18 protein-coding genes are annotated in these 25,481 nt (G+C 42.6%); 10 read left to right on the forward strand and 8 right to left on the reverse strand.

The genetic code is table 11. From position 1 onward, the window contains the following. Nucleotide 1: 1 nt before the first annotated feature. From AOG27_RS06785 to AOG27_RS06795, 3 genes are read right to left on the reverse strand one after another with little or no spacing between them, the layout of a single operon-like run. Nucleotides 2-712, reverse strand: coding sequence for a response regulator transcription factor (locus tag AOG27_RS06785; protein ID WP_054552263.1), 711 nt, complete (start codon nt 710-712; stop codon nt 2-4). Beyond that, nucleotides 712-1,095: a DUF3019 domain-containing protein gene (locus AOG27_RS06790; protein WP_054552264.1), complete on the reverse strand. Its 384-nt coding sequence runs from the start codon at nt 1,093-1,095 to the stop codon at nt 712-714. Before AOG27_RS06790 ends, AOG27_RS06785 begins: the two co-directional genes overlap by 1 nt. Beyond that, the gene (locus tag AOG27_RS06795) at nt 1,095-1,982 is read right to left on the reverse strand and encodes a MipA/OmpV family protein (RefSeq protein ID WP_054552265.1); all 888 of its coding nucleotides are present in this window, start codon (nt 1,980-1,982) and stop codon (nt 1,095-1,097) included. Before AOG27_RS06795 ends, AOG27_RS06790 begins: the two co-directional genes overlap by 1 nt. 217 nt (nt 1,983-2,199) lie before the next feature. Between AOG27_RS06795 and AOG27_RS06800 the strand changes: the two genes are divergently transcribed. Together AOG27_RS06800 and tkt are read left to right on the forward strand one after the other, a co-directional pair. Beyond that, on the forward strand, nt 2,200-2,562 hold the full coding sequence (locus AOG27_RS06800; RefSeq protein ID WP_054552266.1) for a hypothetical protein: 363 nt from the start codon (nt 2,200-2,202) through the stop codon (nt 2,560-2,562). Nucleotides 2,563-2,839: 277 nt separating this feature from the next. Next, the gene (gene tkt, locus AOG27_RS06805) at nt 2,840-4,840 is read left to right on the forward strand and encodes a transketolase (protein WP_054552267.1); all 2,001 of its coding nucleotides are present in this window, start codon (nt 2,840-2,842) and stop codon (nt 4,838-4,840) included. A gap of 121 nt (nt 4,841-4,961) precedes the next feature. Here tkt and tal read toward each other — a convergent pair whose 3' ends face one another. Continuing rightward, the gene (gene tal, locus AOG27_RS06810; protein ID WP_054552268.1) at nt 4,962-5,915 is read right to left on the reverse strand and encodes a transaldolase; all 954 of its coding nucleotides are present in this window, start codon (nt 5,913-5,915) and stop codon (nt 4,962-4,964) included. A 231-nt stretch (nt 5,916-6,146) separates the two neighbouring features. Here tal and AOG27_RS06815 point away from each other — a divergent pair, with 231 nt between their 5' ends. From AOG27_RS06815 to AOG27_RS06840, 6 genes are all read left to right on the forward strand, one after another. Beyond that, nucleotides 6,147-7,799, forward strand: a complete 1,653-nt coding sequence (locus tag AOG27_RS06815; protein ID WP_054552269.1) for a ribulokinase — start codon at nt 6,147-6,149, stop codon at nt 7,797-7,799. After that, a complete protein-coding gene (locus tag AOG27_RS06820; RefSeq protein WP_054552270.1) occupies nt 7,796-8,491 on the forward strand; it encodes an L-ribulose-5-phosphate 4-epimerase in 696 nt (231 codons plus the stop codon). The genes AOG27_RS06815 and AOG27_RS06820 overlap by 4 nt, the downstream gene beginning before the upstream one ends. 23 nt (nt 8,492-8,514) lie before the next feature. Continuing rightward, the gene (gene araA, locus AOG27_RS06825) at nt 8,515-10,014 is read left to right on the forward strand and encodes an L-arabinose isomerase (RefSeq protein WP_054552271.1); all 1,500 of its coding nucleotides are present in this window, start codon (nt 8,515-8,517) and stop codon (nt 10,012-10,014) included. Between the two features lie 136 nt (nt 10,015-10,150). Then, the gene (locus AOG27_RS06830; RefSeq protein ID WP_054552272.1) at nt 10,151-10,735 is read left to right on the forward strand and encodes an HAD family hydrolase; all 585 of its coding nucleotides are present in this window, start codon (nt 10,151-10,153) and stop codon (nt 10,733-10,735) included. Between the two features lie 71 nt (nt 10,736-10,806). Beyond that, nucleotides 10,807-12,018: an aldose epimerase family protein gene (locus AOG27_RS06835; RefSeq protein ID WP_054552273.1), complete on the forward strand. Its 1,212-nt coding sequence runs from the start codon at nt 10,807-10,809 to the stop codon at nt 12,016-12,018. Between the two features lie 12 nt (nt 12,019-12,030). Beyond that, nucleotides 12,031-13,977 (forward strand): RICIN domain-containing protein, encoded by a 1,947-nt coding sequence (locus AOG27_RS06840; RefSeq protein ID WP_235523681.1) that lies wholly within the window; start codon nt 12,031-12,033, stop codon nt 13,975-13,977. A gap of 258 nt (nt 13,978-14,235) precedes the next feature. Here AOG27_RS06840 and AOG27_RS06845 read toward each other — a convergent pair whose 3' ends face one another. From AOG27_RS06845 to AOG27_RS06860, 4 genes are all read right to left on the reverse strand, one after another. Continuing rightward, entirely contained in the window at nt 14,236-14,670 is a 435-nt protein-coding gene (locus AOG27_RS06845) for a DUF4019 domain-containing protein (RefSeq protein ID WP_082389222.1), read from the reverse strand. Between the two features lie 406 nt (nt 14,671-15,076). After that, nucleotides 15,077-15,496, reverse strand: a complete 420-nt coding sequence (locus AOG27_RS06850) for a hypothetical protein (protein WP_054552552.1) — start codon at nt 15,494-15,496, stop codon at nt 15,077-15,079. 130 nt (nt 15,497-15,626) lie between these two features. Continuing rightward, nucleotides 15,627-19,076, reverse strand: coding sequence for a LamG-like jellyroll fold domain-containing protein (locus AOG27_RS06855; protein WP_054552275.1), 3,450 nt, complete (start codon nt 19,074-19,076; stop codon nt 15,627-15,629). 353 nt (nt 19,077-19,429) lie between these two features. Then, nucleotides 19,430-20,392 carry a glycoside hydrolase family 43 protein gene (locus tag AOG27_RS06860; RefSeq protein ID WP_054552276.1) on the reverse strand — a complete coding sequence of 321 codons (963 nt, stop codon included), beginning with the start codon at nt 20,390-20,392 and terminating at the stop codon, nt 19,430-19,432. A gap of 599 nt (nt 20,393-20,991) precedes the next feature. Here AOG27_RS06860 and AOG27_RS06865 point away from each other — a divergent pair. Together AOG27_RS06865 and AOG27_RS06875 are read left to right on the forward strand one after the other, a co-directional pair. Further along, entirely contained in the window at nt 20,992-23,808 is a 2,817-nt protein-coding gene (locus tag AOG27_RS06865; RefSeq protein WP_054552277.1) for a TonB-dependent receptor, read from the forward strand. Between the two features lie 272 nt (nt 23,809-24,080). Then, the gene (locus AOG27_RS06875; protein ID WP_054552279.1) at nt 24,081-25,418 is read left to right on the forward strand and encodes an MFS transporter; all 1,338 of its coding nucleotides are present in this window, start codon (nt 24,081-24,083) and stop codon (nt 25,416-25,418) included. Nucleotides 25,419-25,481 lie beyond the last annotated feature (63 nt).

The raw sequence follows: 25,481 nt of genomic DNA on the forward strand, positions 1-25,481 counted from the left end.
ATTACCCCCATGCTTGTGGAGAAAAAATATATCCTTTGCCCCAAACGGTTACAATTTTTTGTGCTGGCACCGCTTCGTCACCGAGCTTTTTGCGTAAGCGGCTAATGCGGCCATCGATAGTGCGGCTTTGACCATCGTATTTACGGCCAATGGTGCCATCAAATAATTGGTCTCGACTGACCAACTGACCCGCTGATTGAGCTAGTTGGATCAGTATTTCGAACTCTGCACTGGTTAGTTCAAGTGGTTGGCTATACAAGTAAGCTTCGCGCTGAATGGTATTAATGCTTAAAGAACCAAAGCGAATGTTATGGGCGTTGTGAGTGGTACTTGTTGGCTTTACAGCTAGGCTGCGGCGAATGGTATTGTTAATTCGCGCTAATAAAATTGACGGGGAAACGGGTTTGGTTAGGTAATCATCGGCGCCTAGTTCAAGGCCAGTGATATGATCGACTTGGCTCTGCCTTGCAGTCATAAAAATAATGGGTGTATCTTGGGCTTGTTTTAGCTCTTTAAATACCTCAAAACCATCTTCTGAACCTAATCCGATATCTAGCAAAATTAAATCGTATTTCTTACTACTTGCTTGGTAACAAGCATGGCAACCACTGTCAAAATGTTCAATGATATAACCATGATTACTTAAATAATTAGAAACTAGCTGGGCAAGTTTTAAATCATCTTCAATGTATAAAATAGTATGCTGGCTCATCAAAAAATACTCCATGCGATATCACGACGACGTTTTTTTACGTGCTGGTGGAATAAACTAATTTCAGTGCTTTCTAAGGGTTCGAGCTGTTCGCTGAGTAGCTCTAACACAATGTTGCGATTGTTTTGCACTGTGATTGCAAAGTTCTGTCCTTGGCTTGGTTTATGGCAGAATAGTCTAATTTGTTGATCAGTAACGCGAATGCACACTGTTTTGCTGACTTCGGTGTACCAATTAATCGAGACATCCATCACACAGTCTTGCTCTACCGTCACACAGTTTTCTGGTGATACTTCAATGTAGCCTGCTTTTGCGAATGTGCTGTCGATATATACGAGGCTACAGATAAGTAAAAATGAGAGAAGCTTGCTAAGTAACATCATTAGAAATTCCATGCAAAGCCAGCATAAAAAGACAGTAAGTTGCTGTCATTGATAAGGGGGCTATCGGCGATACCTGATGATAAGCGTTGGTATTTTATATCGCTTATAAATTGCCATTGTTGATTAAACTGATATTGGTAACTGGCTTTTAGATTGTATTTTTGACTAGAGTGACCTAAAAAAGGGCTAAATCCAGCGCCCATTTCTTGCAAAGCACTACCATAGTAGTAATCCACTAAACCAGCACTTAAATGCTGTAACTCTACGCCGAGCAAAACCAGATGTTGATCAAATAAAAACAAGCGCTGTGCAGACAATGCGCCTTGTAACCCTTTGTGATAGTTGGTGAGTTCCATTGACCAATACGCGCTAAAACGCCAGTTTTGCCAGTCAACGATTGCTTCAATACCGCTCATGGCCGACAGTTTACGTTTTGATATTTTAGTAATATCACCGCGGCGTTTTATCACCACTGGTGTTTCGACACCTGAACCGGGTGGTGGTGGCGTCATTGAGGGGCGACCGCTAGCTGTTCTAACCGCGGCTAATATAGCTGAATGCTTAGTAAAATATAGGCCATCCTCATTAAGTTGGGTGAATAACGACACTTGATAGTTATCGCCCCACACGGGGGTCCAAGCAAACTGAGTATTTGCAAATGAAAAGTCACCGGCAAATACCTCAATACGCGGTAGGGCATAAAGAGGAATATCGTCTTTTTTATAAACTGGGTTGGCGAGCTGACCATAGCCTAAGCTTACTCCAAGGCTTACTCCTTCATCTGCTAAATACGCAGAATCAGTGCTACTTGCCATTGGTGAAAGGCAAAATGCACTAATTAGAAATAAAACTCGTAGCCCAAGTGAGCAACTACCTAGAACAGTCACAAATAAACAACCTTAATGAAAAGAGTATTTAACATTAAGGTGTTAATGCAGGCTTGAACAATGAAATAATGTACCAAATTGTAGCAAGGTGAAACTCGAACAAGTGTAAATTAAATGTTCTAAAATAGTTAAATTGATATTAATTTCGTATTTTTAATGCGACTTTATTCCTGTAAGTTGTTTGTACCACTTTTGGTTAATAAATAAGGATAAATATATGAAAAAGGTATTAACAGCATTAGGTTTATTGCTTTCAGGCGCATTCTCTGTTCATGCAAGTGCGGATTCAATGGAGTGTTATGTCGATACGCAAGCGTATGACAAATATACACCAAACCGTTGTTTTGCATTGGTTTATGGGCAAACAAATGCAACAGCTGTATTTCGTGTAGTTGGCGATGGTTCAGCAATTGATAGTGTTATTTGGTCTAATGCGGCATCATCATGTGGTACATCAGGAACATCATGCTCATTCCAAATTCGAGCATTTAGATCTTATAAAGCTGAAGCGACTATTTTATATACGGATGGTCGCTGGAGTAAGGTCGCTGCAACTGCTTCATTCGAAGATGGTCGATAGCTTTTAATATTCGGCAATATCAATCACGCAATAATAATTAATCATTTCGATAGGTTAAAGTAGTCGCTATCTGCGTTAAAAATGTGTTATTTACAACTGCATGGATGCAGAGTAATTGCCTAGAAATAGATCACTTAATTAAGCGAATTGATATAAAAAGGTTGGTTATTGGCCAACCTTTCTCGTTTTTACAGTTTGCATGACATTTATTGAGTTGCCATTTTAGCTTCTTTTTGCGATATTATTTATATTATAATATTAACAGGAAGCTAATAAGATGACTCTGCCTAGTTCTCAATCTGCAAATGCTATTCGCATACTTGCTGTCGATGCCGTTCAACAAGCTAACTCTGGCCACCCTGGTGCGCCGATGGGTATGGCTGATATTGCAGCGGTATTGTGGCAAAACTTTCACCGCCATAACCCATTAAACCCAGACTGGTCTAACCGTGACCGCTTTGTGTTATCAAATGGCCATGGTTCAATGCTTCAATATGCATTGTTACACCTTAGCGGTTACGACGTAAGCATTGAAGATATTAAGCAATTCCGTCAGCTTCACTCTAAAACACCGGGTCACCCAGAATATGGATACACACCGGGTGTTGAAACAACGACAGGCCCATTAGGTTCTGGTATTGCTAACGCAGTTGGTATGGCAATCGCTGAAAAAACCTTAGCAGCGCAATTCAATAAGCCACAATTTGATATTGTTGATCACTTCACTTACTGCTTTATGGGTGATGGCTGTCTAATGGAAGGTATCTCGCACGAAGCATGTTCGCTGGCAGGTACGTTAGGTCTAGGCAAGCTAATCGCATTTTGGGATGACAATGGCATCTCTATCGATGGTGAAGTAGAAGGTTGGTTCACCGACGATACGCCTGCACGTTTTGAAGCTTACGGTTGGCAAGTTATCCGTGATGTTGATGGTCACGATATGAATGCAATTGCGGGTGCAATCGAAGCGGCACAAAGCAACACGACGCAACCAACACTAATCTGTTGTAAAACAGTGATTGGTTTTGGCTCGCCAAATAAATCAGGTAGCCACGACTGTCACGGTGCACCACTGGGTCACGACGAAATCGCCGCTGTACGTGAGCAGCTAAACTGGCCGCACCCTGCATTTGAAGTTCCACAAGAGGTTTATAACGAGTGGAATACCCAAGCAAAAGGCCAAGAGCTTGAAGGTGCATGGCAGCAAAAATTTGCAGCATATAGCAAAGCACACCCTGAACTTGCAAAAGAATATACACGTCGTGTTCTTGAAAAAGCATTACCAGCTAACTTCGCTGAATTAGCTGATGAGTACATTGCTAAATGCCAAGCCGACATGCAAAACATTGCGACACGTAAAGCATCACAAAATGCGATCACCTTCTTTGCTAACCAGCTTCCTGAACTAATGGGTGGCTCTGCTGACCTTGCTGGTTCTAACTTAACCTTATGGCCAGAAGCAAAAGGTTTACAAGATGCAGCTGATGGTAACTACGTGTTCTATGGCGTACGTGAGTTTGGTATGAGCGCAATCATGAATGGTATTGCATTACATGGTGGTTTCATTCCATTTGGCGCAACCTTCTTAATGTTTATGGAATACGCACGTAATGCTGTACGTATGGCAGCATTGATGAAAGCACAGAGCATTTTTGTGTATACCCATGACTCAATCGGTCAAGGTGAAGATGGTCCAACTCACCAGCCAATCGAGCAAATAGCTAACCTTCGCATGACACCAAATATGACTGCATGGCGTCCGTGTGATGAAACTGAAACTGCGGTAGCTTGGCGCCAAGCGTTATTAAAAGAAACAGGCCCAAGTTCACTGATCTTCAGCCGTCAGGGTACAAAAGCGATGGCACGTGATGCACAGCAAGTTGCTGACATTGCTAAAGGGGGTTATGTACTTGTTGATAGCGAACAAGCTGCAGAGCTTATCCTTATTGCAACGGGTTCAGAGGTAGAACTAGCTGTGAATGCTGCTGCTGAATTAACAGCACAAGGCAAGCAAGTTCGCGTGGTATCTATGCCATCAACGAATCAGTTTGATAGCCAAGATAAAGCATACCGTCAAAGCGTGCTACCAGCGGGTACACCAAAGATTGCTGTTGAAGCGGCACACCGTGACTTCTGGTTCAAGTATGTTGGCCAAGATGGTGATGTACTAGGCATGGACACATTTGGTGAGTCAGCGCCTGGTGCCGTATTGCTTGAGCACTTTGGATTCACAGTGGCAAACCTAGTTGCAAAAGCAAACGCATTACTTGCTGAATAATCTGACTGGCGAAAAATTATCGTAATCGCAACACGATAAGCCTGCCTTTGTGATGATGTGTAGGTAATAAAAAAGCCCGCAAACTTTGGTTTGCGGGCTTTTTGCTGCTTAAACAATCGGTTTAAACTAATTCGCTTAAGATTGACTCTAGTTTCTCTTGGTCAATTGCGAACTGACGAATACCTTGGCTTAGCTTTTCAGTTGCCATAGCATCTTCATTCATTTCCCAGCGGAAAGCTTGCTCAGTCATGGCTGCTGGCGCTTCAGCTTTTTCTGTTGCTGGTAATAGTTTTTGAGTTAAAGGTGCGTCAGTTGCAGCTAGTTCAGCAAGTAATTTAGGGCTGATAGTTAAACGGTCACAACCTGCTAATTCTTGGATTTCACCGATGTTACGGAAGCTTGCGCCCATTACAATCGTTTCGTAGCCGTGCTTTTTGAAGTAGTTATAGATATGCGTTACTGACTTAACGCCCGGATCGTTAGCACCGTCGAAATCAGCGCTTGCATCTTGTGCTTTGTACCAGTCAAGAATACGACCAACGAATGGTGAAATTAGGTAAGCGCCTACTTCGGCACAAGCACGTGCTTGAGCAAATGCAAATACCAGCGTTAGGTTACAACGGATACCTTGCGCTTCAAGTACTTTAGCCGCTTGAATACCTTCCCATGTTGAAGCAATTTTGATTAACACGCGCGATGTGTCGATACCTTGCTCTTTATATAGAGCAACAAGCTCAAGTGCTTTATCAATGGTTGCTTGAGTATCAAATGATAAACGCGCATCCACTTCTGTTGAAACTAAACCCGGCACTTGCTCCATTAATTTAGAGCCAATTAATACCGCTAGCTTGTCAGCTGCTTTTGTTACAACTTCAGCTGCGTCACTGCTTTGTGCTTTTGCCCATGATACGGCTTCGGCAGCAAGTGGGCGATATTTCTCAATTTGAATCGCGTTTAAGATTAGTGATGGGTTCGTTGTTGCATCTTGCGGTTTATATTCGTTGATTGCTTCAAAATCACCCGTATCAGCAACAACGGTTGTCACTGCTTTAAGTTGTTCTAATTGACTAGACATAGTTTTCCCATTCTTATCATACAAAAGTTAATGTAGTGGCTTTAACCTATTATTTGTGCTGAAAAAACAATCTAATCTTCCAGAGAAACTGCGCAATAAATCGCCCGCCAGCAGCAAATAATCCTGTTAATAATATTTTTATAATACCTTTACAATCTGGTATTGTTGATATTATCATACAAATAAAGATAATGACTAACAATGTTAGTAAGCAATTAGTGAAAGGTAATTATGTCTCGTTATACGTTGGGATTAGACTACGGGTCAGACTCGGTAAGAGCATTACTCGTTGATGTTGCGACTGGTGAAGAACTTGCCAGCCATTTAGTAAACTACCCGCGCTGGGCACAAGGCTTATATTGTGACCCAAGTAAGGATCAGTTTCGTCAGCATCCACAAGACTATATTGATAGCCTTGTAGAAGTAGTTAATGGTCTATGGTCACAAGTTCCAGCGGGTACTGCAGACAAAGTAGTGGGTATGAGCTTTGATACAACTGGCTCAACGCCTGTGGCAATTAATAGCCAAGGTACACCACTGGCATTAACTGAAGAATTTGCAGAAAACCCAAATGCAATGTTCATTTTGTGGAAAGACCATACGTCTATTAAAGAAGCAAATGAAATCACTGCAGCTGCCACTAACAACGATGTGAACTACCTTTCACATATGGGCGGTATCTACTCTTCTGAGTGGTACTGGGCCAAAGCATTACATATTTTCCGCGTTGATAGCAGTGTAAAAGCAGCCACTTATTCATGGGTTGAACACTGCGATTGGATGACCGCGCTAATGTGTGGCACAACACACCCTGAAGTATTAAAGCTAGGGCGTTGTGCAACGGGCCACAAACAAATGTGGAACGAGCAGTGGGGCGGTTTCCCACCAAACAGTTTCTTCAGCAATATCGATCCACTATTAGATGGTGTTGTTGATACGTTAAATGCAACGACAGAGCCAAGCGACCAAGTTGCTGGCAACTTAACTGCTGAGTGGGCCGAGAAGCTAGGTTTACCACAAGGTATCGTAATTGGTTACGGTGCATTTGACTGTCACATGGGCGCAGTAGCAGCCAATGTTCGTCCTGGCGTTCTAACTAAAGTAATGGGTACCTCAACCTGTGACATCACAGTAACGTCTAAAGAGCAACTAGGTGATACTTGCGTTAAAGGTATTTGTGGTCAAGTTGATGGCTCAGTGATCCCTGGAATGGTTGGCTTAGAAGCTGGTCAATCTGCGTTTGGTGATTTATACGCATGGTTCAAAAACCTAGTACTTTGGCCAACTCGCCAACTGACAAATCTATCTGACGCTGAACAAGCGTTAGTTAACAAGCTAGAAGATTCAATCTTAGTTGATCTATCAAAAGCGGCGGCAGCACTGCCTGTAACAAGCAACGATGTAACTGCGCTTGATTGGGTAAATGGTCGTCGTACGCCAGATGCTGACCAAAGCGTTGCCATGGCATTAACAGGCTTAAAAATGGGCACTGATGCACCTAAGTTCTTCAAAGCGCTTGTTGAAGCAACAGCCTTTGGCGCACGTGCTATCACTGAGCGTTTCCGTAGTGAAGGCGTGCCAATCGAGTCTGTGGTCGTTATCGGCGGTATTTCTAAAAAATCAGACTACGTAATGCAAACCTGTGCTGATGTTTGGAACTGTCCAATCGACGTTTTAGAAAGTGAGCAAAGCTGTGCATTGGGTGCGGCAATTATGGCTGCGGTTGCTGCAGGTGAGCACGCAACAGTGGCAGATGCTCAAAAAGTAATGGCGTCGTCAGTATGTCATCAGTACTTACCAAACCCTGAGCGCGTTGCTGTGTATGACGAGCTTTATGCTAACTACCAAGCACTTGCAAGCTATGTAAACGGAGACAAAGCATGAGTTTTACTGAACTAAAACGTGAAGTCTATGAAGCGAACATGGAGCTGCAACGTCGTGGCTTAGTGATTTATACCTTTGGTAACGTATCGCAAATCGACCGCGACAAAGGCGTAATTGCGATTAAACCAAGTGGTGTATCGTACGACCAAATGAAAGCCGACGACATGGTGATCGTCGACCTTGAAAACAACATTGTTGAAGGGTCTATGCGTCCGTCTTCTGACACTAAAACGCATGTTCATTTATATCGCCACTTCGATGCAATTGGCGGTGTAACACACACGCATTCGACCTATGCAACTGCATGGGCGCAAGCAAAACAAAGCATTCCTTGCCTTGGCACAACTCACGCTGACTATGTACACGGTGACATCACCTGTACTCGTGAGCTAACCGATGAGCAAGTGAATGGCGATTATGAATTAGAAACCGGTATTCAAATTACTGATGCGTATCAAGACCGCGATCCGAAAGCTGCACCTATGGTGATTGTTGCGGGTCATGCGCCTTTCACGTGGGGTAAAGATGCCGCTCAGTCTGTATACCATGCCGCGCTACTCGAAGAGATTGCACGCATGGCGTATTTAACACGCACTTTAGATCCACACGCAGCTGAACTTAAAAAAGCAGTGATGGATAAACATTATCTACGTAAGCACGGTAAAAACGCGTATTACGGTCAGAGCAAATAGCAAGAATTTAGAGGATTATTAACATGACGACGATGACGAAAGAAGTCTGGTTTGTTACCGGCTCACAACATCTTTATGGTCCTAAGGTGTTAGAAACGGTTGCCAAAGACAGCGAAGCAATTGTAGCGGGCTTAAACAGCGAAGCGAACCTACCAGTAAACTTGGTATGTAAGCCTACCGTTAAGTCACCTGAAGAAATTCACGCTGTTTGCCAAGCGGCAAATACGGATCCTAACTGTGTTGGTTTAGTATTATGGATGCACACTTTCTCTCCTGCGAAAATGTGGATTGCCGGTCTAAGCGAATTACGTAAGCCTTGGTTACACCTTCATACTCAGTTCAATGCAGCCCTTCCTTGGTCTGACATCAACATGAACTACATGAATACGCACCAAAGTGCACACGGTGACCGTGAGTTCGGTTTCATCGGTACTGTAATGCGTAAAGAGCGTAAAGTTGTTGCAGGTCACTGGCAACGTGCTGACGTACAACAGCAACTAGATGACTGGTGTCGTGCGGCAAAAGGTTGGGCAGAAAGCCAAACACTTAAAGTTGCGCGTTTTGGCGACAACATGCGTCAAGTTGCGGTGACTGAAGGTAACAAAGTTTCAGCGCAAATTACCTTTGGTTATGAAGTACATGCGTTTGGTGTCGCTGAGCTTGTAAAAGTGGTTGATACAATCACAGAAGACGAAATCGATGCACAATTAGAGCTTTATAAGCAAGACTACGTGATCGCTGACGAAACTCTACAAGACGATTACGCAGTGAAAATGCTACGCAACGAAGCTCGCTTAGAGCTTGGTATGGAGCGTTTCTTAGAGAAAGGCGGCTTTAAAGCATTCACAAACTGTTTTGAAGACTTATCAGGTCTTTCTGGTCTTCCGGGTCTTGCTACACAGCGCCTAATGTCGAAAGGCTATGGTTACGGTGGTGAGGGTGACTGGAAAACAGCTGCTATGGTTCGCATCATGAAAGTAATGGGTGAAGGCCGTGAAGGTGGTTGTTCATTCATGGAAGACTACACTTACAACATGGGTGAGACTGACCAAGTACTTGGCGCACACATGTTAGAAGTGTGTCCTTCAATTGCAGCGCAAAAACCACGTCTTGAAGTTCACCAGCACACTATTGGTGTGAAATGTGATGTAGGTCGTTTATTGTTTACTGCAAAACCAGGTGCTGCAATCAACGTATCACCAATTGATATGGGTAACCGTTTCCGTATTCTAATTAACGAAGTAGACACAGTGGCTCCGCCAGCTGATTTACCTCACTTACCTGTTGCTTCAGCGCTTTGGGAACCAAAACCAAATCTATCTGTAGCATCAGCTGCATGGATCCACGCCGGTGGTGCACACCACACTGCATACAGCCAAGCAGTAACAACCGATATGATTATCGATTTTGCTGAAATGGCTGGCGTTGAAACGATGATCATCGATAACGATACGACGATCCGTGGTTTCAAAACAGAGCTTCGTCATAACGCAGCTTACTACATGCTAAAACGTGGCCTGTAAGAATTAGTACTTTATGTACTAGAACGTGCTGTGTGTGAGCACGTTCACCCCAAATTTTGTTGTCGATTAAGCCAGTGATGAGCCACGCTCTTCGCTGGCTTATGCTATTGTGAAGCGAAACTTTTTAGGAGTAGATATGATCGATTTAAGCGCCTACCAAGGCATTATTTTTGATATGGATGGCACCTTAATTGACTCAATGGGCAGTCACTTACAGGCATGGCAGAAAGCTTGCGAAGCCTATGGGTATCCATTTGATTACGACTACATGTATAGCTTAGGCGGCATTCCGACCGTTAAAACAATTGAAATGCTTAACGAAAAATTTGGTTTAGATCATGACCCTCTGGTTGTGGCAAAAGATAAACACAAGTTTTGGGTTGATTTGCAACATCATCCACTGGTGATTGACGAAACCGTCGCAGTACTTGAAAAGTACCATGGTGTATTGCCAATGGGCGTGGGCACGGGGGCTGATCGCGAACATGCAATTGATCATCTAACAGATACGAATTTAATTAATAAAATTGGTGCCTTAGTGACTGCCAGTGATGTTAGTAAAGGCAAGCCGAACCCAGAAACATTCTTAAAAGTGGCAGCGCTTTTAGGTGTTGAACCAAGTAAATGTGTGGTGTTTGAAGACACGCAAATTGGCTACCAAGCCGCCAAAAGTGCGGGGATGGATTGCATCATGGTGAAAGACGGCAAAATCCAACTTTAGCGATTAAATTTGCAATGACACCTGTATTTGTATTATAAAACTATAAATACAATTACAAAAAGGTTATTCATATGTCATTGCAATGTGTTTTCCAAGGTTTAAAAACAACTCATCAAACAGCCAGTTCGAACACGAAAAAGTCGCGCGGGCTTTATGCATTGTTGGTGACATGTGGGATTGCCCTTACACCAGCGTGTGCTCATCAAGGAGACAATATGACGACTTCCCCTTCAGCATCAATGACGGCCTATGGCGTACTTGCTGATCAGACCCCAGTTAATCAAGTAACGTTGACTAACAGCAATGGTATTAGCGTTGATGTAATTAACTACGGCGGCATTATCACGCGTATTGAAACGCCAGATGCAAAAGGCGAAATGGGTAATATTGTACTGGGTTTAGATAACCTAGAAGCATACACAAAGGCGACAACTTACTACGGTGCAATCATCGGTCGTTTTGGTAACCGTATCGCAAACGGTAAATTCACCTTAAATGGCACTGAATACCAATTAGCAACCAACGACGGTGACAACCACTTACATGGTGGTGTGCAAGGCTTTGATAAGAAAGTATGGAACATGACACCGTTCACGACGCAAAACAGCGCAGGTGTTACCTTAAGTTTAGTGAGCCCTGATGGTGACCAAGGTTACCCGGGTGAAGTGACGACAGAAGTGACTTACACGCTAACGAATAACAACACGTTAGATATGCAGTTTATTGCTACGACAAGCAAGCCTACCATCATCAATATGACGCAACACAGCTACTTTAACCTAGCGGGTAAAGGCGACATTCTTGATCACCAAATGCAAATTAACGCAAAAGCAATTACGCCTGTGGATGGCGGCTTGATCCCAACTGGTGAGTTGATGGATGTGGCTGGCACACCGTTTGACTTCCGTAAAGCTAAAGCAATTGGTCAAGATATCAAAGCAAGTAACGAACAACTGAAACTTGGTAAAGGTTATGACCATAACTTTGTGCTTAAAGACACGCCAAGCAATGAACTTATTGAAGCAGCGACGGTTTACGAAGCAAACTCTGGCCGTACGTTAACAGTTTACACAGAAGAGCCTGCAGTACAGCTTTATTCAGGTAACTTCTTAGACGGTAGTACTCAGCAAGTGTCTGGCTTAGTGCATAATTTTAGAAGTGGTTTTTGTTTAGAGCCACAGCATTTCCCTGATGCACCTAATCAGCCAACGTTCCCAAGCACAACATTACTGCCAGGTGACGTGTATTCAACACGCATCGTGTACGAATTTGGTACAAAATAAAGGAACACAAACGTGAAAACAACAAAGCTTAAAAACGCAATGCAAAAGGCTGGTTTAGCTAGCCTATTTGCCTTGTCGTTTGGCGCTCTGACGGGCTGTCAGACTACGGCTGAAGACAACACAGCCAAAGCAGATGTCGCAGCCACAGCAAAAGCGCCAATCCAAGATAATGGTATTTTTACTAATCCTCTTTTCCCAAATGGCGCCGATCCATGGCTTGAGTATTGGGATGGTAACTATTACCTAACTACAACAACGTGGACTTCTGAGTTAGTGATGCGTAAATCACCAACATTAGCGGGCCTTGCTGATGCAACACCTATCAATGTTTGGTCTGATTCGAACCCTGAGCGTTGCTGTAACTTCTGGGCGTTTGAATTCCATCGTCTAAAAGGGCCAAACGGCTACCGTTGGTACATGATGTACACGGCGGGTACTGATGGCACTTTAGATAACCAACACTTAAACGTATTAGAAAGTGCTGGTGACGATCCTATGGGTCCATATGAATACAAGGGCGCATTAATGCCTAACGTATGGAACATCGACGGAAACTACCTAACGTACAAAGATAAGTTGTATGTGATCTACTCACAATGGCAGGGTGATCAGCAATTAAACATTATTGCTGAAATGGAAAACCCATGGACTCCGAAGAAGAACTCACCGCATACGGTGATCACGCGTCCTGAGCTAGATTGGGAAATCAGTGGTCGTAAAGTAACTGAAGGTGCTGAAATTTTACAGCACAATGGCCGTACGTTTATGACGTACTCAGCGAGCTTCTGTAATACTCCTGATTACAAACTAGGTATGCTTGAGCTTGTTGGTGACGATCCGCTTAAAGCGAGCAGCTGGAAAAAATACGACAAGCCAGTATTTGAGCGTACAGAAGAAGTGTTTGGCCCAGGTCACAACGGCTTTTTCACATCGCCAGACGGCACAGAAGACTGGTTAGTTTATCACGGTAATGATTCGGTAGAGCACGGTTGTAGTGCGACTCGTTCATTACGTGCGCAAAAATTTACTTGGAACGACGATGGCACGCCAAGCTTTGGTAAACCATTAACACCAGGCGTTGAAGTAGCTCCGCCATCAGGTGAATACGGTCCACTGGTAACGCGAGTACAAGGTCAGCGCTATCAAATAGTGAATGCAACAAGCGGCTTATGTTTAGATATCGCAGCTGATCCACAAGATGCACGTGCAGTACAACGTCAGTGTGCAAGCACCAATGGTCAATGGGTTATTGATGCAACAACAGATGGTTTTGTTCGTTTAGCGAACCGTGAAGACAGCAAGTTCTTAGAGCTTGAAAGCTGTAATGATGCAGATAACGCTAAAGTACAATCTGCAGCATGGCGCAATAACTTCTGTCAGCAATGGAAAGTAGCACCAAGCACAGATGGTAATGTATCTATTACTAACCGTTACACAGGCAAACCATTAGCGGTTGCTGGTTGTTCTGCTGCACAAAACCAAGCGGTTTTACAGCAAAGTGACGCAACAGCGTGTGGTGATTGGCAATTACGCCCTATGGGCAGTGTTGTCGTATTAAGCCAACAAAGTGGTAAAGCACTTAGCGTGGCTGGTACGGTTAAAGCAGGTACCAATGTTGAGCAACAAGCTTACACGCATAAAGATGCACAACAATGGTTCTTCACACCAACAGATACAGGCTATGTAAGCCTTAAACAAAGCGCTGACAGCGATTTCTGTGCTGCGGTGGCTGATAACGCCTTAGTACCAGGTGCCAACGTAGAGATGGCGTCTTGTTCAGCGAAAACGGCACAGTGGCGCATTGCTCCAGTAGAAGGTGGTGGTGTGATGCTTATCAACCGCTACACAAAACAAGCGCTTGGCTTAAGTAACTGTGGTTTAGCTGAAAACACTAACTTCGCACAACAACCTGATTTAGGTAATAAGTGCCAAGTGTTCCATTTGCGTGAACCAAATTAAGTTATAAGTAAAAAATCGACTCAACCAAAGCCACTTCATTTATGAGTGGCTTTTTTGTGGCTGTCAGCCTTCAGCTGTCAGTTTTTAGCTGAGCGGTGGGGTATGTTGGTGATATGTTTGTCTGCTCGTAGGGTATTGCTTTCATGACGTGCCAAGCAAGCGTGACGCCTACCATATTACTTGCCCTACTCATTCTTCGGGTAGGTTGGTTTGAGCGAAGCGAAACCCAACATAATCCATCTCAACCTTTACAAACTCCTAATTAATAAAATAACCTAAAGGTTGCCACTGGCCATTATTTTTACTCAAACTGATTGTTTCCATGGCACTGTCTTGATTAATGAATTCGGTTTTAAATTTAATAACTAAATACTCGCCATCAGGTAATCCCGAAAGTGATGAATACTCTGAAGTGGAAAAGTAAGTTCTAGACATCACTCTACCAAGAGGAACTCGCGCGTAATCTAATGCTTTAAGCCATTTTGTTTGTGGAGTCTTTGCTTTAAATTGTGGATCAGTTTGTTCCCAGCTTTTTATATATTCAGCATTGTCCACTAAAGTTAACCATGATCTTGCGGTAAGAATTGGGTTTGTTTCATCGGCTGTGGCAAAAAAGCACATCCAAAGACATGTCATTAATAAAAACCTTTGTAGCGTAAATCCATTTACAGAAAGTAATAAAATTTGACGCATAACACGCCCTCACTTCGTTGACAGGGGGAGTCCATAGTACGATTGAGTTGGCTAATTTCTATACTAATAAAGTATTGCTCAGCGGGGTTTTGATAAGGTTAAGCTTTGATTTAATTCTAGGAGAGCTTTAATTTCGAACTTATTAGAAGGTTAAATCTTTTGTTTTCTTAATGTTATGGCTTTGATTTTAAAGTTAAATGTTTAACTTTTCTCTATTGTGGTAGTGTGCCTAGATGACAGATGAGATAACTGATTTTAGCCGCAAAGGAAGTTTCGTATTTCCGCACTCGATATTTCAGAGCCCGCATATTCACTGGGTTTTGACTCGCTTTTGGGTGTTATATGAGGAGTGAGCAAGGGGAAAGTTGCAAGAGCAAATCTTGAGACTTAAAGCTCAAAGCCTTCATCAAACTAACACACTCATTAGCACTCCGGGATCGCTAATACCAGCTTCTTTTAGCGCATCGCTAATTGATTGGCTAAGAGACATTATTTGCGTTTGGATTTCCATAACCATCTTGGTCTGTGTTTCAACTTGCACTTTTACAGTTTCATCTTCTTGGTTTTTGAGTGCTTGCAGTTTGGCTAATTGCTCTTTGGCAAGTTCGAGTTGTTCTTTGAGCTTTTCAAGTTGTTCAACCATTTTGCGAATATGTGCGGGGAGTTCGCTAGATACTTCTTCTTTTTGAGCGGGCTCTACTTCACGACCAGAGAGTTTATTCATCTCTTGGTTGCTGAGTTTGTAGCCTACTTTTGAGTTGGTATTACTAACTGCTGTATCTGCGTTTGAGATAGTTAGCGCACTTGCTAATGAGTTAATAGCCATAATGAGAGCGATAAAAGTGAATGATATGTATGTATCGGCAAAAGGTACTAAAGCTTTAGAAAAAAGCCGGGTTTTCACCCGGCCTTTCCAGACAACAAATAGTTGAGGTGAGGCAGCTCACCTCACTTTGTTACTCTTGTGCAGGTGCAGCATCAAAGAGTGCTTTTATTTCTTCAGCGCTAATCGCACCGTTGAAAATTTTCAGTTCATCGATAGCACCGTGGTATGGCGTATCCCAGTAGTTAACACCTAGAGCAAACTCATTTGTTTCACCAGGAACCGTGAATACACGTGGGAAGCCATCGGTTTCTAGCTGTAGTTCACCATTAACATACATCTTCAGTACATCACCGTTCGTACCATCAACAGTGAATGCAACATGTGTCCATTCTTTTGCTGGAATACGGCTATCTAGTTCTGCATTATCGAAGAAGGCACCGTTATTTGCCCATAAACGCGTTAGCGCTGTGTCAGCCATCGATGGTACATAACTTAACCATGCGTTTGCACTTGCGCCGGCAAAGAACGCTGTTGTGTAATCTGTGAAGCTTTCTGGTTTAAGCCACATAGATACTGAGTAGTCATTAGTTGTGATTAGGTTATCCGGTAAACGAACACCTGAACCTTCCAGGAATACAGCTTGACCAATAACACCGTCAACATAACTTACGCTACCGCCTGTATTATTGATGAAACCACCCGTTGATTTACCCGCCGCATACGCACCGTTTAATGCACTTAAGTCACCTTCGAAGCTGTATTCAGCAGGAGCAAGTGATTTTAAGGTTACATCGAATGACTTAGTATCAGTAAAGTCTTTGTACTTAATGGTTGCAGTTAATGTTACAACTTGGTCGCCAGCAGAGGCGCTAGGTTGAGTTACAACAGCTGTACCATTAACCGGTTTTAAGTACTCTTCGTTGTTTGACGTCCAGCTAATACCAGATACAAATGGACCTACTCGTGGTAATTCAAAGCTATCACGTACTGCAGAAACATCACCTAAATCAAGCGCACTCTTAATGAATGCTGGGAAGTTATCTGGGTTGGTTTGGTTTGTCATTGCTGCAGCATTAATATTAAAACTATTTAAGGCATAGTCATATACAATGAATTCATCAATTTGACCTTGGAAAGGTAAATCCCAACCGTAGTTCACACCCAGCGCAAAGTTACTAGATTCATGGCTGAACATATCGGGGCGAGGCATAGAGCCAACTAATACCCCATTCGAGTAATAGTTCATAATCCCTTCATCATAGCTAATGGCTACATGAGTCCATTCGCTTTGAGTCGCTTTTTGCGTATGGACTGTTTGACCCCATAGTTCTTCACCATTATCGCCAAGATAAAAACTCCAAATTAATGGGTTTTCGGTGAAATGAGCAGCTCCGCCAGGTATGTAGCTAATCCAACGATTGGCATTTTCTGCTGCAAAGAATAATGGTGTGTAAGGATTGAGTGTGTCTGGTTTTGACCAAAAAGAAACCGTAAAACTGTCAGAGTTAATGATATCATTAGGTAAACGAACACCCGTTGCACCATCAAAATTAAACGCTTTACCTGTTTGACCTTCAGCGTAGGCTGCTGTACCAGCACCCACATTTAATAGGTTGTTATCTGTTACACCCGCATCATCCAGGTTACCTAAACCATCACTGAGTGAATCTTCAAATGCATAGTGTGCAATCGCATTTTTAAACTCAGGGCGTGCTTCAAGGTTTACATTAAATGTTTTGGTTGTGCTCTCGCCGTTTAATGAGATATTAGCCGTTAACGTAACCGCTTTATCACCGCGATCTGGGGTTGGAATGAATACTGAGCCTTCACTGGTGATGTAGTATTCATCACTACTTTCCCAGTTAATTACAGCACCGTCTTTACCTTTAGTTGGTAATGAGTAACCTTCGTCAGCAATTGATAATTCAGTTTTGATATCAAGTGCTTCATGAACAGTGCTCAGCACGTTTGTAGTTGCGGTAATTTCATCACGTTTACTTGCCCAAATGGTTGCACCTTCGCTTGATGTTGCTGATACAGTGACAACCATCGCTTTAGTTGCATCATCCCATTGCCATTTAGCGACACCAAAGTACGTACCAGAATCTAACTCAAGCTTAATATTTGAGTCATCAATCATGTACCAGATACCTGGATCATCACCGGTTACTGAGTGATCTTCATTTAGTGCAATATGCATTGAACGAATAGCATCTGTATTTACATCGTTACCATGATTGATAAATTTGTAATAACCGTAAAGTTCATCTGCCACAACCATGTTGTCGCCTTCAAGCGGTACGTAGCGCTGCGGTGAAGCCATAGGCCAACCTAATGAGTTAATGAACATTTCATGTACGCGAACTTGGTGCGCTTCTGTATTTTCAGGGAACTCAGTAGACGTTTGTGGAAAACGCGTATGCGTGATTAATAAATGACGTCCTGTCGCTTCATCGTAGTAAGCAGAGTTATGGCCCGGTGATTGGTAGCCCCATGCAGGTGCTGTTTCGCCAAGCTCTTGTGTATACTCAAAGCCGCCCATTAGTTTTTCACCAACTTCTAAGCCGCCTAATGTTGAAATATCGTTACCTGCGTTGTCTAGGTAAGGGCCATCCGGTGTTTTTGAACGAGCTACACGGATATTGTAACCACCGTTTAAGTCAAGGCCACCAGTAGAATAAAATAAGTAGTAATATTCACTTTCTGGACTGTACATTACGAAAGCACCTTCGATGAAGCGCCCTGCACCACCAAGAAGGTGTTTTCCATAGCCTTGACCAGCTTCTGGCATACCCGCTTCTTCGTCCATAGCCAGTATAAAAATACCACCATGATGAGAACCGTACACCATCCACAGTTTGCCGTCTGTATCATAGAATGCCGCTGGGTCGATCACATTCGGATCTATGCCACCATCATAGGTCGTTTGCCCGTTATCTAGAGGGTATGCAGCAAACTCAGCTTCATTGCGATAGCCGCTACGTAAGAAAATGCCTTTGTTTGTATAAGGGCCTTCAATATTGTCGGCTTCAGCTAATCCTAAATAACCTCTATCCCAACAAATTTGATCATTAGTTGTGTCAGTCGTTTTGGTATTGTCTTGTCCGCAGCTATTATAGTAGAACCAAAATTTACCATTTGGTGATTGAATTACATCGGCTGCCCAGTTACTAGGGTAACCATCGGTCCACTCAACGCCTTCGGCTATTTCTGCTAAGTAATTGTAATCAAACAACGGGCTTTCATTGACCTGTAATACATCTTGCCCGTCTACTTTTACTACTGAAGGCGAGGAAACCATTTCCCAGTTCAAGAGATCAGTTGATTTAGCGGCAGCAAGGTGTGAACCAAAAATATAGTAAGTGTCGTCAACTTTAACGACAGAAGGATCGTGCACGGTTACATTGGTAACCATTACGCTACCAGATTCAGTGTATTCAACACTGCTGCTTACTGTCGGTTTTGCACTTTGCGGGTCGGCAACCGCTGCTGCTGTGTCAAGCTTAGTACCATCTTCTTTGCCACAACCTGTAACAGCCAAAGAGCAGGCTATGACCATGGCTAATTTATTTAATTTCATTTTATGTGTCCTCTTGAAACTGGGATTCATTTTTTTATTCGATTGTTGTCAATAAAATTGCCGCGTGCCTATATCAAACTAATAAGAACGTAGTATTGTAATTTTATAGTATGATTTAAAATGTGCAAATACTTTTGCAAAGGTAATTGGTATGTAAACATGAAGTATCAGTGTTTACAATATGTACAGTGTGATTTTAATTTTCTCAAGTTGTCATTTTTGGCGTTTTTTTCGGTGTTTTTGCGCTATTAGGGAAGTTTTTTACTTATCTGAAAGAGAGGATTTTCCGTTAAATTTGTTTATTTGTATTACATTTAAGCATTAAAAAGGCTCTTAAAGAGCCCTTTTTGATATTACTTGTCTTGTTTACTTAGACCTTCAGTGGTCATGATAATACGTTTAAGTGTGCCATCTTCGTTGTAGTATAGTGGCTCAATCGCCACTGAACGACGAAAACGCCCGCCACTTGGTTTGCCATCAATCGGTGGTACAGCACCAGTATGGTAAATAAAGTAGTCTTTACCTTTGTACTCGATGATTGATTGGTGGTTGGTTTCGCTGTTACCTGCGATTTCATTCAAAATACCTTTATATTCCCACGGCCCATGAATGCTTTTACTCATGGCATAACAGATCTTCTCAGGGAACTCACATGCGTACGATACATAGTAGTTGTCGTTTTTCTTATGAACCCATAACGCTTCGGTAAAGTTTGGTAAGTCTAGCGTTTTAATTTCACCATCAAGAGACAGTAAGTCGTCGCTTAGCTTTACGTATTTTGGCATTAGGTTACCAAAGAACATGTAAGTATCGCCGTTTTCTTCAGTAAAAATTGCAGGGTCGATGTCGTCCCAATCATTTGGCGTATGCTTGGTCATGTCATCGGTAACTAATGCATGGCCAATCGCGTCTTTAAATGGGCCTGTTGGTGATTTAGACGTCGCAACACCAATTGCAAAACCTGGTTTTGTGTCGTTGTGACGAACGGTTGTAAAGAAATAGAAAGTGCCATCACGCTCAATCATGTGTGAAGCCCATGCTTCGCCTTTAGCCCATTTAAAGTCGGTTGCTTTCATGATTGGGCCGTGTTTTTTCCAGTTCACCATGTCTGTTGATGAAAAGACTAACCAGTCGTGCATTTCAAAAAACACATCATTATTTGGTGCTTCATCATGGCCTGTATAAAGGTATACGGTGTCATTGTGAACAAGTGCTGCTGGATCTGCAGTAAATACATCGGTGAATAATGGGTTTTGTGCAACGGCTAAGCTGCTCGAAAAAAGCAATGGCAGCGCTAACGCTTTCAATTTCTTCATGAGTGTCCTCTGTGATTAATAATTGTTGTTCGAACTGCAGCTTTTGTACTTAGAGCTCGCTCTAAATGACCAGATAATACACAGTGTATGCCTGATTATACTGAGTAACTGATTGTTTACATCGAAACAAACCAGTAAAAGTGCAGCAAAAAATAACTCTATATTGTATTATTGTATTTTTATCATAGTAGCATCAAAAGACGCCAGGTAAATAACTTGTTAGCCCTTTTTTGTTGCTCTGGATGAATTAAAGGCAAATTAAAAAAGCAAACAAATAATTGCTAACTTACTGATAATAATAGGCCTACATAAATTCAGAAAATAAAAACGCAGCCCTTTTTTAATTTGTAACGTGTTATAATTTCAACGTTTTTTGTAAACACTATGGCACTAATTTTAATTTGGCTTTTTGAGTTGACTGTTAAATAATCATACAATATGATTAAAGTTCAGGCAGCAATGTATTAACATAATAAAATGTAGACACACTCGCGCACCGTTTTGACAACACACGATGCACAATGCAGTGGTCACTCTTCGGTAACTGAATGGGGAAAGTTCAGCGGACCGATATAACTATAATTTGGAGAACACCGCTTATGTTTAAAAGAACACACATAGCCAGTGCTGTAGTTATGGCATTTACCTGTCAATTTGCTTTTGCACAGGAGGAAGCACCAAACACTCCTGAGAATAACGTCGATGAGATGGAAGTTATTCAAGTATCAGGTATTCGCGGCAGTTTAAACAAAGCGCTAGATGAAAAACGTGCAAGCGTTCAAATCGTGGATGCAATTGTTGCTGAAGATATTGGTAAATTCCCTGATAACAACGTAGTTGAAGCACTACAACGTGTGACAGGTGTACAAACAACAGGCCGTGGTGCTGGTGAAGTAAGTGCGGTTTCAATCCGTGGTCTTACTGATGTTAATACCACAGTGAATGGCCGTGCTATCTTTACAGGTGCGGGTCGTGATGTGGCGCTGCAAGACATACCTGCAAGTTTACTTTCGGGTGTAACAGTTTATAAAACCCGTTCGGCGGATCAAATTGAACGTGGTATCGCAGGTGCGATCGATATCAAAACCCACCGTCCTTTCAACTTCGAAGGTGAAAAAGTTGTTTTAGCGGCACGTGCGATTTACTCAGATCAACCAGATGAAGTTGATCCAAATATCAGTGCGTTACTTTCTAACCGTTGGGAAATTGACGGCGCTGGTGAGTTTGGCGCACTTTTCAATATTTCTTATGCTGAAACACATTACCGCGATGACACCATCACAGCGGGTGCAGCGTTCCCATTCTTTACTGATAAACCACAGTACAACTACTCACCGTACTCACGTGTACCAAATGAATTTTGGACTCAAGGTACTGAGTTAGGTCTACCGACTGCGGCAGGTTCTACTTTAGACGTAAATGGTGAGCCAACTGAATACTTACTTGCACGTGATGCTATTTTTGGTACTTCATTCACTGGTCTTCGTAAGCGTCCAGCTGCGTCTGTCTCTTTACAGTGGGCACCTAATGAAACACTCGAAATCACAGCTGAAGGTTTCTACACAGGTTACGAAAACGAATCGCAAAACGCGATGTGGTTCTCAAATACATTCGAAAACGGTAACGGCTTCATCGAAACACCAACGGTGTTTGATGGCACTAACGTAGTTAAAGAAAAGCAAGCGATTGGTGCTGGCGGTTTCCAAAGTGGTGACTTTTCATATGGTAAAACAGATAGCTACTTATATGCATTAGGTGCCGAGTGGCAAGCAAGCGATTACCTAACCATCAACACAGAAGTTGTTTACCAAGACAGTGAGTACGAAACAGATTTCTTCGCAATGCGTTTTGACCGCACTGCATATGGCTTAGATGTAGACTTTAACGATAAAGACGGCGTACCAGGTATTGCGTTTTGGGATGATCCAAACACAGCGGTAAACGAAGCAGATATGGCTGCTATCGAAAACTGGAATGCAGGTACTGTTTATGACAGTGGCGGCGGTAACGCGGGTGACGCATTAACTTTCACATTTGATGCTGAATACCTAATTGGTGGTACTTATTTTGATAAAGTGAAGTTCGGCGGTCGTTACGAAAAACGAACTGCGCAAGAGTACACGCGTGGTCAAGAGGCTGGTATTGCTAACACCTCTGTGGCTAGCTTAATTGAACAGCTAGCAGCGGCGGGTGCATCTGGCGATGGTACAGGCATTGTGTTCCAAGTTGATGACTATTTCGATGGCCGTGCTGATGTATTCAATAGCTTTGTAACTGCTGACGGTGGCTACATGCTAGATAACGGCGATGCTGTCCGTAGCGTATATGGCCTTGAAGCTGAAGACGTATACAAAACATTTGATATCGAAGAAAACTCGTACGCGCTATATGCAACAACTAACTTTTTCTTAACGGAAGATATCAGCGGTGAGTTTGGTTTACGTTATGTAAGCTATGAGCAAGACATGGACTTTGTTGCTGAGTCTGGCGGTATGAACTCAAATGTATTTGAAGAAAGCTCAGCAAGTGCTGATAGCAGCGCATTACTACCAAGCTTAGTACTAAACTGGAACATCACTGATGATGTAGTGGGCCGTGTCGCGTACACAGAAACACTACGTATGCCTAACTTTGCTGACTTAAACGCGCTGCAATACTGGTATGATCCTTTAACAGAAGGTGCTACCTACGGTACAGGTAATGGTGGTAACCCAGATCTTAAACCAACAGAATCAAAGAACTATGATGTATCACTTGAATGGTACTTCGCAGATACAAGCTCACTTTACGCAGCTTACTTTTACCGTGAAATTGAAGGCTTAGTTGTTGCGGGTCGTAAGCAAGTTGTGCGCGAAGGCGATGATGGCGTAACACGCCCATATGTATTAAGTGCACCAGTGAATGCTTCAAACGGTGAACTGTCTGGTTTAGAAGTTGGTTTAGTTTACTTCCCAGAAAACTTACCAGAGTACTTAAATGGTTTTGGTGTGCAAGCAAGCTACACGATGCTTGACTCAGAGCAAGATACACCTGAATTCAATGAGCTAGGTGAAATCTCTGGGTATGTTGATTCGCAAATGGCCGGTGTTTCTGATGAATCGTACAGCATCGTAGGTATCTACGAGCGTGATTCATTCGACATGCGTTTATCTTATGTATGGCGTTCTGAGTTCTACACAGGTAACGAAGCGGCAATCTTTGCTAACCCGATTCAATTCTGGAATCGCCCTGAGCAAAGCTTAGATTTCCAATTTAGCTACAATGTGAATGATGACTTTGTCGTAACCTTTGATGCAACGAACATCCTAGATGACGTATATCAAAGCTACTACGGTGAAGGTAACGACAACCTATTTAACTTTGGTAACGGTATCTACTCACGTACATTCGCACTAGGCGCACGTTACTCTTTCTAAATTTCTTTTATAGACCTAAAAACCCCGGCTTTGCTGGGGTTTTTTATTGGTTTTTATAAACCAAACCATCGGTCGAAAAGAGTTGCGATTTAATAAGTATGATAATACTATTAATTAGATTAGCATTAAATTTACAAAAATAACGAACGCAATGGCCAAGCTGTGTAATATCTAAGGCTGTAAATTTATTTGATACGCAGTGTTGAAAACTTTTTAGCATTGCTTGAAATAGTGAGCGGCGGCTCATTATTGACCAATTAGGGTGTTGTTGTATGGAATCTCAAAAGTTATCCGTTGTAGAAAAGGTCGGCTTTGGTGCCGGCGACATGGCAGTAAATGTCATGGTTGCAGCGTTATTCTATTTTATGTCTTTCTTTTACACCGATATCTACGGGCTTGATCCGGTTGATATGGGTGTGTTGTTTTTAGTGGCGCGTTTTGTTGATGCCTTTACCGACCCTTTAATGGGGGTGATCACCGATAAAGTGAAAACCCGTTGGGGTCAGTTCCGTCACTGGTTCTTATTTTTATCTGTGCCATATGGTTTGTCGGTCGTACTGTTATTTACCACGCCTGATTTCGACTACAACATGAAGTTAGCTTGGGCTTATGCCACATACTTGTTTGCGACCTTGATGTTTACCGGTGTTGCTATCCCTTATATCTCTTACATTGGTGTATTAACTGCCGATCCTAAAGAGCGTTTGTCAGCTAATGGCTACCGTATGTTCTTCGCTAAGATTGCCAATGTGGTGATCGTATTTTCAGTACCGCTGCTTGCCTCATATTGGGGAGATGGCAGCTTGTCGTATGGTTATAAACTGGCAATGGCATTAGTATCGGCTTGTGCCGTAGCACTATTTTTGTTTTGCTTTTTTACTACTCGCGAACGTATTACCCATGAGCCACAAACCGAAGGTGTACTTACACAATTAAAAGTACTTATTAAAAACGACCAATGGTTACTCCTGTGTGCAGCATGTGTGCTTGGTACGCTTGGCTATGCGATTCGTGGCAGTGTTGCTATGTATTACGCAACCTATTACTTAGGTGTACCAGATTTAGCGGGTGCCTTTACCAGTGCGGGTATTGCAGCATCTATTGTCTCTATGGTGGCAAGTACGTGGATCACCCAGCGTTACTGTAAAATGAAGCTATTCCGTCAATCACAAATCGCCGTGCTATTCATCTCATTGCTAATGTATTTTGTGGTGCAACCGGGTGATGTAATGATGGCGTTTGTGCTTTATATCATCTTGTCATTTGTTGTTGATTTACATGCACCAGTGTTCTGGTCTGCCATTGCTGAAGCTGTAGATTACGGTGAAATTAAAGACGGCGTTCGTGCATCGGGCCTATCATTTGGTGGTATTTCATTCTGCCAAAAAGCAGGGGGTGGCTTAGCTGGCTTAGCAGGTGGTTTATTACTGGCATTCTTTGAGTACAAGCCTAACGTTGAGCAAACTGAATTTACCCTTATGGGCTTAGCACTGATGCTAACTATCATTCCGGGTGTATTCCACGCCTTACTTGGTTTGATTTTGAAAAAATACAAAATTACCGATGAGTACTATACGGATATGGTTATTCATAAACGCCTACCAAAATAACCATCCTTTAAACGCACACACTAAATAAGTGTGTGCGCTTTGCTCTTTAAAATAACAATTCGC

This window comes from Pseudoalteromonas lipolytica (assembly GCF_001306915.1).
Classification (GTDB): domain Bacteria; phylum Pseudomonadota; class Gammaproteobacteria; order Enterobacterales; family Alteromonadaceae; genus Pseudoalteromonas; species Pseudoalteromonas simplex.